The sequence below is a fragment of the Flavobacterium soli DSM 19725 genome, assembly GCF_000422705.1.
GTDB classification, from domain to species: domain Bacteria; phylum Bacteroidota; class Bacteroidia; order Flavobacteriales; family Flavobacteriaceae; genus Flavobacterium; species Flavobacterium soli.
In genome coordinates, this window is the sequence record NZ_AUGO01000001.1 from 73,090 (window position 1) to 88,043 (window position 14,954).

General features: G+C 36.3%; 10 protein-coding genes. 7 read left to right on the forward strand and 3 right to left on the reverse strand.

Annotation, left to right across the window (positions count from 1 at the left end; genetic code table 11):
- The first annotated feature begins 17 nt into the window (after positions 1-17).
- Positions 18-2,510, forward strand: coding sequence for a DUF5686 family protein (locus G508_RS0100350; protein ID WP_026703456.1), 2,493 nt, complete (start codon positions 18-20; stop codon positions 2,508-2,510).
- Here the strand turns inward: G508_RS0100350 and G508_RS0100355 are convergent.
- Both G508_RS0100355 and G508_RS0100360 read right to left on the reverse strand, forming a co-directional pair.
- A complete protein-coding gene (locus G508_RS0100355) occupies positions 2,507-2,836 on the reverse strand; it encodes a DMT family transporter (RefSeq protein WP_026703457.1) in 330 nt (109 codons plus the stop codon). The genes G508_RS0100350 and G508_RS0100355 overlap by 4 nt on opposite strands.
- Before the next feature lie 105 nt (positions 2,837-2,941).
- A complete protein-coding gene (locus tag G508_RS0100360) occupies positions 2,942-5,209 on the reverse strand; it encodes a cation:proton antiporter domain-containing protein (protein WP_026703458.1) in 2,268 nt (755 codons plus the stop codon).
- A 184-nt stretch (positions 5,210-5,393) separates the two neighbouring features.
- On the opposite strand from G508_RS0100360, the gene G508_RS0100365 reads away from it, so the two are divergent.
- From G508_RS0100365 to G508_RS0100380, 4 genes are all read left to right on the forward strand, one after another.
- Positions 5,394-7,835, forward strand: a complete 2,442-nt coding sequence (locus G508_RS0100365; protein WP_026703459.1) for an efflux RND transporter permease subunit — start codon at positions 5,394-5,396, stop codon at positions 7,833-7,835.
- 156 nt (positions 7,836-7,991) lie between these two features.
- Positions 7,992-9,437: an asparagine--tRNA ligase gene (gene asnS / locus G508_RS0100370; RefSeq protein WP_026703460.1), complete on the forward strand. Its 1,446-nt coding sequence runs from the start codon at positions 7,992-7,994 to the stop codon at positions 9,435-9,437.
- Positions 9,438-9,550: 113 nt separating this feature from the next.
- Entirely contained in the window at positions 9,551-11,014 is a 1,464-nt protein-coding gene (gene rpoN / locus G508_RS0100375; RefSeq protein ID WP_026703461.1) for an RNA polymerase factor sigma-54, read from the forward strand.
- 36 nt (positions 11,015-11,050) lie between these two features.
- Positions 11,051-11,656 carry a hypothetical protein gene (locus G508_RS0100380; protein ID WP_026703462.1) on the forward strand — a complete coding sequence of 202 codons (606 nt, stop codon included), beginning with the start codon at positions 11,051-11,053 and terminating at the stop codon, positions 11,654-11,656.
- On the opposite strand, the gene G508_RS0100385 is transcribed toward G508_RS0100380, so the two are convergent.
- The gene (locus tag G508_RS0100385; protein WP_026703463.1) at positions 11,651-12,361 is read right to left on the reverse strand and encodes a porin family protein; all 711 of its coding nucleotides are present in this window, start codon (positions 12,359-12,361) and stop codon (positions 11,651-11,653) included. The genes G508_RS0100380 and G508_RS0100385 overlap by 6 nt on opposite strands.
- Positions 12,362-12,540: 179 nt before the next feature.
- On the opposite strand from G508_RS0100385, the gene G508_RS0100390 reads away from it, so the two are divergent.
- Positions 12,541-12,855, forward strand: a complete 315-nt coding sequence (locus G508_RS0100390) for an HPF/RaiA family ribosome-associated protein (RefSeq protein ID WP_026703464.1) — start codon at positions 12,541-12,543, stop codon at positions 12,853-12,855.
- Positions 12,856-13,070: 215 nt separating this feature from the next.
- Entirely contained in the window at positions 13,071-14,852 is a 1,782-nt protein-coding gene (locus G508_RS0100395; RefSeq protein WP_026703465.1) for a DUF885 domain-containing protein, read from the forward strand.
- Positions 14,853-14,954 lie beyond the last annotated feature (102 nt).

Consider the following 14,954-nt stretch of genomic DNA (forward strand, 5'->3'; position numbering starts at 1 on the left):
ACTGCAAGACCCCCTCTATGAAGCAATTAACGGTATTGTTTTTATTTTTTTCGCTTTTTTCTCAAGCCCAATTCCAAATAACTGGAGTTGTGCGAGACGAGACAACTCATAAACCGCTACCATTTGCTTCAATTTCAACCAAAAATGGCTTCGAAATTACAGATATCGATGGCAAATTTGACATACAAAGCAAAGAACCCATTCTCTCTTTTATAGTTTCCTATATCGGTTTTCAAAAGAAAGAAATCAATACACAAGGAAAAAAAAGTTTCATGGTCTTGCTTTCGCCAAAATCCGAGAGTTTACAAGAAGTTGCAATTGGCGAAAATCCTGCAAATGCTGTCATTAAAAAGGCAATTGCTTTAAAAAAACAAAACGACCCACAAAAAAAACTCAACAGTTTTCAGTTTAGAGCCTACAATAAATTGGTCATAACCGCCAACCCAGATTCCATCAACGGAACATTGGATTCTATTTTCGTAACCAATAAAGGTGTTCGGAAATTTGTGAAACTCGATTCTACCGATTTTAAGTTTAAAAAAATAATTGACAAACAACACATTTACCAAACTGAGAAGATTTCGCAATATCAATTTGATGGGCAACATTTCAAGGAAAATGTTTTGGCGACCAAAATGGCTGGTTTCAAGCAACCTATCTATGAATTGATCGGACTAAAATTGCAATCCTTTTCAGTCTATGATTCGAAATACGAACTCCTCGAAAACCGCTATGATGGAGCTTTAGCCAATGACGCCTTGCGAGAATATACATTTAAGATCTTAGATACAGTAACTATTCAAGAACGTGATTTGTATGTGATTTTTTTCAAAAACAAAAAAAGAGCCAAGAAAAACGGACTTCATGGTGTTTTATACATCGACCAAAAAAACTATGCAATTGCAAAGGCTATTTTCAGGGTCAAAAATATTATCGACATTAGCGGAATTCATGACTATGAATACCTTCCAGAAAGCGATTTATGGTTTCCAAAGGGGAAAACTTTTAAAATCGTAAAAGGAAATAACAGCGAAAATATAAAAATACTCGGTGGTCAAATTCAGTTTGAAGGCGATTTAGAAGACGGAAAAACAGATACGAAGGAAAAAGTAACTTCAGATTTTGTATATCTGATGTCGGAATCCAATCATTTTGATTTTGAGTTTAATGTTCCTCTCACCATTAGAAAACCAGCAATTGCTATCGACATTAAAGATGATGCTATAAAAAAAGAAGAATATTTTTGGCAGAAATACAGAAAAGACAGTCTTGATGCAAGAGGAAAACAAACTTATAAGACTCTTGATAGTATTGTAATCAAGCAAGGAATCGAGAAGAAATTAAGAATCGGAAGACGCGTTTTAAATGGTTACATTCCGCTAAGTTTTTTTGATATAGATTTGAGATACTTGGTTAAGTACAACAATTATGAAGGCTTTCGATTAGGTTTCGGAGGAATGACTAATGAAAAGCTTTCGGATAAATTTCGCCTTGACGGTTATGGAGCCTACGGTTTAAAAGATGGAGAATTCAAATATAGTGCTGGTGGAGCTGTGAGAGTGGGAAAATTTTCAAATTCATGGATTGGTGGTTCTTACACGGATGATATACGAGAAATCGCAAGTACCTCTTTTGCAATTGATAAAAGGGTTTTTAAAATTTATGATCCGCGACCAATCAACTTGAGTACGTTTTACAGACATAAAACTTGGAGGGCCTATATCGAAACGAAAATCATCCCAAAAACGGAAAGCATTTGGCAAATTACCCAAAGCCATGTGGAACCGCTATTTAGTTATGTATATAACCAAAATAGTGATGATTATACTTCCTATAACATGACCACGGCGATGGTTTCCTTGCAATGGAATCCTTTTAGCGATTTTATGCAAACACCAACTGGTAAATTAGAAATTGAAAAACGCTATCCGAAATTCACTTTCCAGTTTACAAAATCTTTGCCAGGTATTATGGAAAATGATTTTGATTTTGGAAAAGTTGACATTAAAGCCGAATATCAAAAAAAATACCTGAACGGGCAAAAAACTTCTTTTTACACGGAATTTGGTTATGCATTTGGCGATGTTCCTTTGACGCATTTGTATAATACTTCGCCAAACAGCCTCACAAAAGACAACATTTTGCAACGTATCACCCTTGCGGGAAAAAACAGTTTTGAAACCATGTATTTCAATGAGTTCTTTTCGAGTCAATATGCACTTCTTCAAATAAAACATGCCTTTAAACGCATGAATCTTTTTGGAAAAGTGAAGCCTTCGGTAGTTTTAGTTTCCAGGGCAGCTTGGGGAAATATGGAAAAGCCTGAACAGCATTTTGGCATCGAATATAAAACCTTGAACGACGGTTATTTTGAATCCGGTATTGAGCTAAACCAAATCTATAAAGGCTTGGGATTATCTGGATTTTATAGATATGGTCCTAACCAACTATTACGATTTGAAGATAATATTTCGATAAAATTGAGCTTTGTTTTGGATTTGGGTCTTTAATGATTGGAAACAAATTTCAATCCGATAATGGATGCGATCAAAGTGGAAATAAAAAATATTCTCCAAAAAGTAGCGGGTTCTTTGAAGATAAAAATCCCAACCAGAACCGTTCCTACTGCTCCAACTCCCGTCCAAACAGCATAAGCTGTTCCAATTGGCAAGGTTTGTGTCGCTTTATACAACAAAAACATGCTGATGGCAAGGCATACAAAAAAACCTCCCATCCATAAACCTGATGTAGTTCCCGAAGTTTCTTTGGCTTTGCCTAAACAAGTTGCAAAACCAACTTCGAATAATCCCGCGATAATCAATAAAATCCAGTTCATAATGTGATTGGCATAATAAAAGAAACCTGCTAAATCTTTTGGATTCAACAGGTTCTCTTCTTATTAACTTTAAAACGTGTAAAAAATGACAATCAAATATAGTAATTATGGTTTAATAATCAAAACCGAGGGAATATTTGTTAGCCAAATACTTTGAGTATCGATTAGTTTTTTCCAACTTTCAAGGCTGATAATCATAATATCCTGTTGCTTTAGGAAATCTTTCTTTATAATTCGTTCTCCCATCTTCGTAGAGTTAGGACTGTTTTGTTCAATTTCGCTGATTTTTTCATTGATTTCATCATTGTTTGCAATAGCTTCATTTGGATCTATAAAAGTGACATGCGAATTATTATTGTAAATTAATTTCTCGGCATAGTTAATCAGGAAAGCATCATCGGTACTGAAAATTGGCATGAAAACCTTATCCGGATTTTTTAAATCTTTATCGACCAAAATACCAACCGGCATCTTGCTTTTTGCTATAATCTGTCTTGTTCTTTCATCAAAAGGAGAATTTTCAAAGAGGCCTTCCTTTCCAATAAATTTATCTATTAACCTATCGGGGTTGATGATTCTAGTGGTAAATCCTAATACTTTTCCCAACAAAGTTCCTTCGAAAATGGACTGACCAAGACCTACCAAAAGCAAATCATATTCACCTTGATTAGCAATTTCAACAATATCAGTATTGATATCATTAGACGCCTTAAACAAGGTTATAATATTTTGATTCAATTCTTTAGATTCTGAAAAAATCGGTGCAAAACTCTTCTTTTCCTGTTCTTCCAAATCGAAGGTATGAAGTTCGTTACTTGAGGTAAGATGCATTGCTGTTACAATAGAATCGGTATTTTCTTTTTTTACAAAACTATTAGCCAGCCTCAAAAGCGATTTTCCCCTGTCGGAATTTCCAAAAGAAAACAGTATTTTATATTTATTGACCACCTGAACTTCTTCTGGAATAATGGCATCTTTGGTTTTGAATATAAGATTAATCAAATCCAAAGCCGGACCTGTCATAAAAGTAGTAACTAAAGCCATAATAACCATCATCGTGAATATTTCTGGCGACAATACTTTTAGATCCAATCCAATATTTAGGACAATCAATTCCATCAAACCTCTCGTGTTCATCAAGGCTCCAATAGTGAGGCTATCACGCCAATTTTGCCCAACGAATTTTGCTGCAATTGCACTTCCTAAAAATTTACCAATTACAGCAACAACAATAATCAAACCTGTTATTTTCCAAAGATAAGGATCGTTTATCAATCCTATTTGAGTTCTTAAACCTGTAAAAACAAAAAATAGTGGCAATAGGATAATAACCGACACATCCTCTACTTTTTCTATAAAGATAGCCCTGAATTTTGTGTTATCTGGCATTATGGCTCCAGCCAAAAAAGCTCCAAACAAAGCATGAATTCCGATAATTTCTGTTGTATAAGCAGAAATTATTAAGGTGAGAAGAAAAATGGCTACAACTGGTTTGCTTAAACTTTGACGTGAATTTTTTAGTTGTCCGACTCGTTCCAAAAACGGCCTCACCACTCTCAACATTAGGAAAACATAGCTTATAGCTAAAGCGATAACATATAATGAACTCACGAAAGAACCCGCTTTGACAATCGCAATTACGGTTGCTAGAATACACCAAGCCGTTATGTCATCTGCAGCAGCACAGGTTATAACTATTGTCCCTAATTTCGTTTTATGAATGCCTCGTTCTTGAACAATTCGTGCCAAAACTGGGAATGCGGTTATACTCATTGAAATTCCCAAGAAAAGTGCAAAAGACATAAACTCGACACCATCTGGAGCAAACTGGTTATACATAAAGTAGGCCAAAGCCGTCCCTAAAGTAAACGGAAAGATGATACTGGCATGACTAATAACCACGGCGTCATTGGCTTTGTTTTTCAAGGCTTTTAAATCCAATTCCATCCCAATGACAAACATAAAGAAGATAAGTCCGATTTGGCTCAGAAATTTCAAATTCCCCAGTGAAGCAACCGGAAATAGAGTATCAAAAAATTCAGGAAAATAAAGTCCCATTAACGACGGACCAATTACAATTCCTGCAACCATTTCTCCAATTACCGACGGTTGTCCAATTTTTCTAAAAATCCAACCAAAGAAACGAGCTACTAAAATAATACTGATAATCTGAAGCAATAAGATAGCAAGCGGTTCCTTCAAGCTATGCGACATCGAATCCACAAATTCGGCCCAATGGTCGTTTAAAGATTTAGGAACTACTATTTCCCGACCTACTTCTAAAAATTTTCCTTTTGATAAAATCCAATAGATTAAAACCGAAAAACCTCCAGTTATTGAGATGTAAAAAATAGAATTCTTGTAGTTCTTCATGCGATTTTAAAAGCAAGATTTAGAGGTAAAAAACGATTCAAATATATCAATTTTAACAATTCAAAAAATCAATTGACCTAAATATAATATGAATGTTAAAATAATCTCAAAAGAGTCATTTATGTTTGCATCAAATCAAAAAAAAATATTGATTTATCTACCTTTGCACTCTTAAATTTTGATGATGGTTAAATGGTTTAGTTTGGGATTTTGGGAGTTAGTGGCCAGAGTCGTGCTTCGAAATAAAATTTTGATGTTATCAATAGTGGTTTTGATCACACTATTCTTAGGTCTTCAGTGGAAAAACATTCGTTTTACTTATACAGAAGCTAATTTATTGCCTCAAGATAATATTGTAAATATCGAATATAATGCTTTCCTAGAGAAGTTTGGTGAGGAAGGCAATTTGATAATAATTGGTGTTCATGATGATGCTTTATTTACACCAAAAGCTTTTGCAGCATGGACAAAGATGATGAATAGCCTCAAGGACAATAAGGAAATTGACCTTGTGATTTCTATTAGTGATCTAAAGACGTTATCTAAAAATGATTCGCTTCAAAAATTTCAATTGGTTCCCTTTGTCCAAGAAAACAAAACAGTTGACGAAGCCTATTTGAAACAGATAAAAGCATCACTGTTCTCTGATCTCCCTTTTTATGAAGGATTACTTTTCAATAAAAAATCAGGTAGTATCCGATCGGCAGTTTACATGGATAAAAAAATCGTAAACACTCCTCAACGAAAAGATTTTATACTTCAGAAATTAATTCCAGCGATTGACCAATTTGAAAAAGAAACCGAAATTGATCTTCGGGTTTCCGGAATGCCTTACATCAGGACATTGAATGCCGAAACGATAAAAGGTGAAATTGGCATCTTTATTGGGGCTTCATTGCTGATAACTTCCTTACTGTTTTTCTTTTTCTTTAGAAGTTTTCGAGCGACTTTGATTTCGATTATCATCGTAATTATTGGTGTAATGTGGTCGTTTGGAACTTTGGGATTGCTGCATTATGAAATCACAGTTTTAACAGCATTGGTTCCTTCATTAATTATAGTAATTGGGATTCCCAATTGTATTTTTCTTACCAATAAATACCATCAGGAATATAAAGTGCATCGGAATAAGGCCAAAGCTCTGCAACGTGTCACCACAAAAGTTGGAATGGCAACCTTGATGACCAACTTAACAACTGCGATAGGCTTTGCAACATTTATTGTTTCCAATAACGATTTGCTGATTGAATTTGGCGTTGTGACTTCCATCAATATCATGGGACTTTTCTTTTTATGCCTTGTTGTAATTCCAATTTTTCACAGTTATGTTCCGGCTCCTGTGGATCGTCACTTGAAGCATTTGGATTCAACCGCTGTTTCCTCTTTCATGAATTGGATTCTAACAACCATAAAATACAACCGCTTTTCGGTTTATATTGCTGCCGTGATTCTATTGGTAATCAGTATCATTGGGATTTATAAAATGCGAATTTCAGGAAGTTTGATTGAAGATATGCCTAAAAAAGAAGCCTTTTTCAAGGATATTGTTTTCTTTGAAGAAGAGTTTGACGGTGTGATGCCACTTGAAATCATGATTGATACCAAACGAAAAAGGGGAGTCATGAAACTTTCTACCTTGAGAAGAATGGAAGAGCTTGAAGAGGCCATAAACGAAATTCCAGAACTTTCGAAACCACTTTCGATTGTGAATTTGGTCAAATATTCCAAGCAAGCCTATTATAATGGCAACCCTGAATATTATGAATTGCCAACCAATCAAGAACAGGCTTTTATTTTATCGTATGCCAAAAATACAGCAGGAGATTCCAAAGAAAATGTTATGAAAAGTTATGTAGATTCGACAGGGCAATTTGCACGAATCACAACCTTTATGCGAGATGATAGCGGAGATAAAATCCAAAAAATTGAAGCCGAACTTCGAAAAGAAATCAACAAGATTTTCCCGAAGGAACAATATTCGGTTTCCATTACAGGGAAAGCCTATGTTTTTCAGAAAGGAACGGGCTATTTGCTTCACAACCTACTTTCTTCTTTAATTTTTGCAGTGTTTCTGACTTGCTTTTTGGTGGCTTTTATGTTCCGCTCTCTAAAAATGGTTTTGGTTTCCTTGATTCCAAATATCCTTCCGTTGTTGCTAACGGCTGGAATAATGGGCTTTTTGGATATTCCGCTAAAACCCTCGACTATTTTGGTATTTGGAATTGCATTTGGCCTTTCTGTAGATGATACTATCCGTTTCCTAGCACAATATCGCGAAGAATTAAAAAAGAATAACTGGAAGATTCGAAAATCGGTTTATGCTACTTTTACAGATGCAGGATTGAGTATGTTCTATACTTCGATTGTATTATTTTTTGGATTTTCGGTGTTTATGTTATCCAGTTTTGGAGGAACAGTAGCTCTTGGTGGTTTGGTTTCGATAACCTTATTTTTTGGAATGCTAGCTAACTTGATGCTACTTCCAGCATTGGTACTGACGCTAAATAAAACACTTGCTAACGAACAGGAATTTATTGAACCGAAGATTGACATCTTGGAACATAGTGACGAAGAAATCGACAATATGTTGAGACAAAAGCCAAAATCTGAATCAAGAAAACCCTAAATTACCAAGCCATTTGATTGGTTTAGCCCCGATAGAAGTGGAAATCCTTTTTGTTTTTTCTTTAAAAACAAAAAGATTGCAACGGATAGCGGGAAAAAGCTCCTAAAAAATAACATCAAAAACTATATATTTGCATTCGATTAAAATTTTTATAAAATGAAACACACAAAAGTTAAGGACTTATTAAACAGTACAAAGACGCTTCACGAAGTAAATGCAAAAGGTTGGGTTAGAACTTTTAGAAATAATCAATTTATCGCGTTGAACGATGGTTCGACCATTCATAATATACAGTGTGTTGTTGATTTTGAGAACACGCCAGAAGAAACTTTGAAGAGAATCACGACTGGAGCTGCGGTTTCGGTAACGGGTGACTTGGTAGAAAGTAAAGGTGCCGGACAAAAATTTGAGATTCAGGTTAAGAAACTGGAGATTTTGGGAGACTCTGATGCCGAGAAATTTCCGATGCAACCTAAAAAACATTCTTTAGAATTTTTGCGTGAAAATGCTCACCTACGTGTAAGAACCAATGCTTTTGGAGCAATTATGAGAGTTCGCTCGGTGTTGTCATTTGCAGTTCATCAGTATTTTCAAGAAAGAGGTTTTGTATATGTAAACACACCTGTAATTACTGGTGCAGATGCCGAAGGTGCTGGAGAAATGTTTCAAGTGACTTCATTGCCATTGGATAATCTGCCAAAAACAGAAGAAGGAAACATTGACTATAAAAAAGATTTTTTTGGAAAGCATACTAATTTGACCGTTTCTGGACAATTGGAAGCCGAGACTTTTGCAATGGCTTTGGGTCAGGTGTATACTTTTGGGCCAACCTTTAGAGCTGAAAACTCTAATACTTCTCGCCACTTGGCTGAATTTTGGATGATTGAGCCGGAAGTTGCTTTTAATGATTTGGACGACAATATGGATTTGGCCGAAGACTTTATCCAATATGTAATCAAATACACGATGGAAAAATGTGCCGATGACTTGAAATTTTTAGAAGGTCGTTTGCTCGAAGAAGAAAAATCAAAACCACAGGCTGATAGAAGCGAAATGCCGTTGTTGGAAAAATTGAATTTTGTTTTAGAAAACAATTTCAAACGTGTTTCCTATACCGAAGCTATTGACATTTTGAGAAATTCAACTCCAAATAAAAAGAAAAAATTTCAATATATCATTGAAGAATGGGGAGCTGACTTACAATCAGAACACGAGCGTTTCTTGGTTGAAAAACATTTTAAATGCCCTGTTATTTTATATGATTATCCTGCCAATATCAAGGCGTTCTATATGCGTTTGAATGATAATACAGAACCTGGAAAAGAAACTGTTCGAGCAATGGATATTCTTTTTCCAGGAATTGGAGAAATCGTTGGAGGTTCTCAAAGAGAAGAGCGTTTAGACGTTTTGATGGAAAAAATGAAAACCATTGGCATCGACGAAGAAGAACTTTGGTGGTATTTGGACACGAGAAGATTTGGTTCAGCCGTTCACTCAGGTTTTGGACTCGGATTTGAAAGACTTGTTTTATTTGTTACTGGAATGACGAATATTAGAGATGTAATTCCGTTTCCTAGGACTCCTGGAAGTGCGGAGTTCTAAGAATCATCACTTTATAAAAACCTATCAAAAATGGCACAAGTTTATCATAACGTGTGCCATTTTTACTTGAAAATGTTTAAATTTGAATTATAAATACCAATTAATTTACTAGGATGCTCAAGCAGTTTTTAAATTTAAAATTATCACAGAAATTATCTCCACAGCAAATCCAGCTGATGAAGCTGATTCAATTGCCTACGCAAGCCTTTGAACAACGTCTGAAAGAGGAAATGAACGAGAATCCAGCCTTGGAAGGTGGAGATGAAGAAGAATATGAAAAGGATGAATTTGAAAGTGAAGAATTCGACGATTATGATGAATTTGAGGGCGACCGAATTGAAGCCGAAGACATCAACATTGATGAATACCTGAGCAACGACGAAACTCCCGAATACAAGACACAAATCAACAATTACAGTGACGACGACGACGATCGTGAATCGCCTTTGGCGGCTCCAGTGAGTTTTCATCAGGATTTAATTAATCAGCTGAATACTTTTATCTTGAATGATGAAGAGCGGGAAATTGCAGAATTTCTTGTAGGAAGTATCGATGATATGGGTTACATCCGTAGAAGCGTTCCCGACATGGTCGATGATATGGCCTTTACCCAAGGCATTTATACGGATGAAAAAACGGTAGAAAAAATACTTCACATCGTCCACGAACTGGAACCATCCGGTGTTGGAGCTAGAGATTTGCAGGAATGCTTGTTGTTGCAATTGAAACATAAAACCCCAACAGAGTCGGTAGATTTAGCAACAGACATCATCGAAAATCAGTTTGAGGCTTTTACCAAAAAACATTACGATAAATTATTACAGAAATACGGCGTTTCGAACGAACAACTCAAGAAAGCCATTCATGAAATTGAAAAACTGAATCCAAAACCAGGAGGGTCATTTACAGGAAATAATAAAGTTACGGAAAACGTAGTACCCGATTTTGCCATCCGAATAGTTGATGACGAACTAGAATTGACCTTAAATGGAAGAAATGCCCCTTCCCTACACGTTTCCAAAGATTATCAGGAAATGATGCAGACTTATAAAGATTCCCGTGATAAATCGAATGCTCAAAAAGATGCTGTTCAATTTATAAAACAAAAACTGGATTCAGCAAAATGGTTTATTGATGCGATAAAACAACGTCAGGAAACCCTTTTTGTGACGATGAATGCCATCATGCATTATCAACAGGAATATTTTTTTGATGGCGATGAAACCAAGCTCAAACCAATGATCTTGAAAGACATTGCCGATATGGTTGGCTTGGATATTTCGACCGTTTCGCGTGTTGCCAATAGCAAATATGTCGAAACGCCTTATGGAACTAAACTAATCAAGGAATTTTTCTCGGAAGCCATGAAGAACGATCAAGGCGAAGATGTTTCGACACTTGAGATCAAGAAAATATTGCAGAATGTAATCGAGGAAGAAGACAAGCACAAACCCCTTCCAGATGATCAATTGGCCGATATCTTAAAAGAAAAAGGCTATCCGATTGCCAGAAGAACAATTGCAAAATATAGAGAACAGCTTGATATTCCTGTGGCTAGAATGAGGAAGAAAATGTAAACTATTGCCCTTTTGGCTAATCCTTTTGGTTCTATAATGAAAAAAATACTTCCTGCATTTTCCTATATTTTACATCCGCTATTTATATCGGTTTATGCGGTTTTGATATTTTTCCTTTTCGGAGAACATTACTTTCTTTACCCGGATATTTATTTGGTCATCATTCAGATTGTCATCATTACGATCTTTATTCCGGTAACGTTTTACTATCTACTTCTCTCAATGGGAAAGGTAGATTCTATCATGCTGGCCAAAAGAAACCAGCGAATTATTCCTTTAATTATCCATGCCATCTTGCTTTATATCTTAATTAAAAAAAGCATAACGGTCGATAATTTTTTAGAACTGCATTTCTTTTTTCTTGGAAGTTTGATGAGTACTTTTATGGCCTTGCTTTTCATTTATTTCAAGCAAAAAGTGAGCCTTCACATGATCGGGATTACCGCTTTGACGGTTTTCACTATCGGCTTGAGCCTGCATTTTCAAGTGCGATTGATTTCCTTGATTGTGCCTCTAATTTTGTGCAACGGACTCGTAGCTTCATCAAGATTGGAAATGAAAGCACATACTTATACCGAATTATTCCTAGGATCCTTAATTGGAATCCTGCCACAACTCGGACTTTTTTACTTTTGGCTATAGGATATAAAACATCAAACCGATGTTTAAAGTAGTAAAATCAATACTTTCTCCGTCAACCGTTCGGGCAGATTTGTAGAGAGAGTTCATCCCATAATAGGCATGAAAATTCCAAGTATTGTATCCGAAAGATAAAAATGGACCGTACTGAAACTTATTAAAATCTTCGTTATTGATGATGGTTTGAGTTTCATCTGAGGCGACATATTTGGTTTTGCCTAAAGCCAAATAACGTACTTTAAAACCCGCATAAACCCTCCAAAACTTATGACTTTCGGGCGTTGAATTTCGCCATCTGAATTCAATTGGAACGTCCACAAAAACCTGTTCCATCTTGTTTCTCGAAAAAGTACTCGGATCAACAATGCCATAAACTATACCTTCTGGAGTTTCCGAAGCCACCAAATCCGTGTGGTATTTATTATAAGAAAGACCAAGGCCCAATGCAACAGCCATTGTTCGCTTCTTGTTAATGGGCATATCGCGAAGAAAACCTGCACTAATTCCTGTAGAAATCCCTTCCTGCGAAAATCCTCTTGGAGAATTCATCAATTGGTTATAGGTCAGGCCTATATAAAACTGATCTTCCCGATAGAGCGAATCGATTTTAGTGTAGAAAACGGTATCTATCGCCACCGTTGGAATCGCTTCCTGCGAAAAAGATTTTGCAAAGCAAAACAAGAAAAATACTTTAAAAAATAAACGCATGTTTTTTTGGGGTTAGTCCACAATTAGATGCAAATGCATTGTTCAGACAAATATATCAAAAACATTTAGCAGTCGCTTTAGTTTTAGCGGTATAAAATCATAAACTTATATTAATTGAAGCCCTAAAGTGTCCACGAATTTCTAAATTTATACAAATCAAAATAAAATATAAAAAAATTATGCAAATACAATTCAACACCGACAGTACAATCGAAGGACACGAAAGATTACAGGCTTATTTTACAGAAGAGTTAGAGAAATCGCTAAGTCGTTTCGAAGACAAAATTACACGCGTAGAAGTACATCTTGGCGATGAGAATAAAGATAAATTTGGGTTAGACGACAAACGTTGCTTGATAGAAGTTCGCTTGGCTGGTTTAAATCCTTTAGCCGTGACACATAATGCAGATACAATAGAAAAAGCTTTCAGTGGTGCCACTGATAAAATCAAAAAAGTTTTAAGTACTACTTTTGAAAAAATGAAAAGTCACTAAATTCAAAATTTTGAGATATAAAAAAGCTCTTATGAAATTTCATAAGAGCTTTTTATTTAGCAGAGAGGATCGGATTATTAAAATGCAATAGCCATATCAATATTAATTTTGGTCATAAGCCATATCATAAGTCATAATTCAACTACTAAATATCTCACTTCTTCCATTTTTTAGATTAGAATTGTATCTTTATTCCCAATTACAATTCTCATACAATGAAAAAAATCATGCTAGCCGTTTGTGTCTTGGCCATCAGCTTCCAATCCTGCAAACAGGAAAATACTCCCGGACAAACCGAAAACGAAAACAAGGAACTCAGCACTATTCTTGAAAACTACTATCAGGAACGCTTGAAGCTCTACCCTATTGACGCTACTTTTGCAGGCGACGAACGCTACAACAACATCTTGCCTAACAACCTGAGCGACGCCTATATAGCCGAAGTAAAAGCCTTCTATCAAAAGTATAAAACAGAAATCGCCAAGTTTGATACCGATAAATTATCTCAAAATGACAAGCTCAGCAAGGCCATATTGGAGTGGGAATGCGACATCAACCTTGAAGGTTTTGACTATCATGAGGAGCTATTGCCTATCAATCAGTTTCAGTCGTTTCCTTTAATGATCGGTCAGTTGGCGAGTGGTTCGAGTGCACAGCCATTTAAGACCGTGAAGGATTATCAAAACTGGTTGCAACGACTGGATGCTTTCAACAACTGGATCATTTCGGCGGAAGCCAGAATGAAAGAAGGTGTTGCCAAAGGATATGTCTTGCCAAAAGCATTAACAGAGAAAGTGATCCCGCAGATAAAAGACCTCGCCAATCCCGATCTAAAGAGTAACCTGTTCTACAGTCCGCTAAACAACTTTCCAAAGTCGTTTGCTGCAGCAGATAAAAAAGCATTGACAGATGACTACACCAAACTCATCAGCGAAAAGCTGATCCCTTCGCTAACAAGCCTCCACAACTACATCAAGACCGATTACCTAAAAGCAAGCCGAACGTCAACTGGGATTTCTGCAGTACCTGATGGCGAAAAATACTACAATTACCTAATCAAAAGATATACAACTACCGACCTCACGGCCGATGAAATCCACCAATTAGGACTCAAAGAAGTAGCAAGAATTTCTGCCGAAATGGAGAAGGTAAAAAACCAAGTAGGCTTTAAAGGTGACTTGAAGGAATTTTTTAACCATGTGCGAGACAAGAAGGAACTCATGCCGTTTACCAATCCGCAACAGGTCATTGACAACTTCAATGCCATCCATGAAAAGATGAAACCAAACTTGGAGAAACTTTTCGACATGAAACCCAAAACACCTTTTGAGGTGAAAAGAACCGAAGCCTTCCGCGAAGCCTCTGCAAGTGCCGAATACAACCCAGGTTCTATCGATGGGACACGTCCTGGTGTGTTTTATGTACCCATTCCAGACGTCACTAAATACAACATCTATGCCGATGAAGATTTGTTCCTGCACGAAGCCATTCCCGGCCACCACTACCAAATCTCGTTGCAACAGGAAGATACCTCTTTGCCATCGTTTAGAAAAACTATCTGGTTCAATGCCTATGGCGAAGGTTGGGCTTTATATACCGAATCGCTTGGAAAAGAACTTGGCCTTTACCAAGACCCTTATCAATATTTCGGGATGCTAAGTGCCGAAATGCTTCGTGCCGTTCGCCTCGTAGTCGATACCGGAATGCACACCAAAGGCTGGACACGCGAACAAGCCATCCAATATTCTGCCGAAAATGAAGCCGAGCCTATGCAAAGCATTATTGCCGAAATCGAACGTTATATGGCTATCCCAGGTCAAGCCGTTTCCTATAAAATTGGACAATTAAAAATCCGTGAACTAAGAACCAAAGCCGAAAAAGAACTCGGAAGCAAATTCAGCATCAAGGAATTCCATAACCAAGTATTGGAATCGGGTTGTTTGCCTCTAAAAGTATTGGAAGACAAAATCAATATTTGGATCAAAAAGACGAAATAAACACTACTCCATTTTTTTAATTCTACACGAGTTGCACTAATTTACACGAATCTATTTGTGCAAATTAGTACAATTCGTGTTTTTATTATGCACAATCTATGC

What these genes read in the sequence shown, in the direction of transcription:
- G508_RS0100350 (WP_026703456.1), top strand. Translation starts at nt 18, where the DNA reads ATGAAGCAATTAACGGTATTGTTTTTATTTTTTTCGCTTTTTTCTCAA.
- G508_RS0100355 (WP_026703457.1), bottom strand. Translation starts at nt 2,836, where the DNA reads ATGAACTGGATTTTATTGATTATCGCGGGATTATTCGAAGTTGGTTTT.
- G508_RS0100360 (WP_026703458.1), bottom strand. Translation starts at nt 5,209, where the DNA reads ATGAAGAACTACAAGAATTCTATTTTTTACATCTCAATAACTGGAGGT.
- G508_RS0100365 (WP_026703459.1), top strand. Translation starts at nt 5,394, where the DNA reads ATGGTTAAATGGTTTAGTTTGGGATTTTGGGAGTTAGTGGCCAGAGTC.
- asnS (WP_026703460.1), top strand. Translation starts at nt 7,992, where the DNA reads ATGAAACACACAAAAGTTAAGGACTTATTAAACAGTACAAAGACGCTT.
- rpoN (WP_026703461.1), top strand. Translation starts at nt 9,551, where the DNA reads ATGCTCAAGCAGTTTTTAAATTTAAAATTATCACAGAAATTATCTCCA.
- G508_RS0100380 (WP_026703462.1), top strand. Translation starts at nt 11,051, where the DNA reads ATGAAAAAAATACTTCCTGCATTTTCCTATATTTTACATCCGCTATTT.
- G508_RS0100385 (WP_026703463.1), bottom strand. Translation starts at nt 12,361, where the DNA reads ATGCGTTTATTTTTTAAAGTATTTTTCTTGTTTTGCTTTGCAAAATCT.
- G508_RS0100390 (WP_026703464.1), top strand. Translation starts at nt 12,541, where the DNA reads ATGCAAATACAATTCAACACCGACAGTACAATCGAAGGACACGAAAGA.
- G508_RS0100395 (WP_026703465.1), top strand. Translation starts at nt 13,071, where the DNA reads ATGAAAAAAATCATGCTAGCCGTTTGTGTCTTGGCCATCAGCTTCCAA.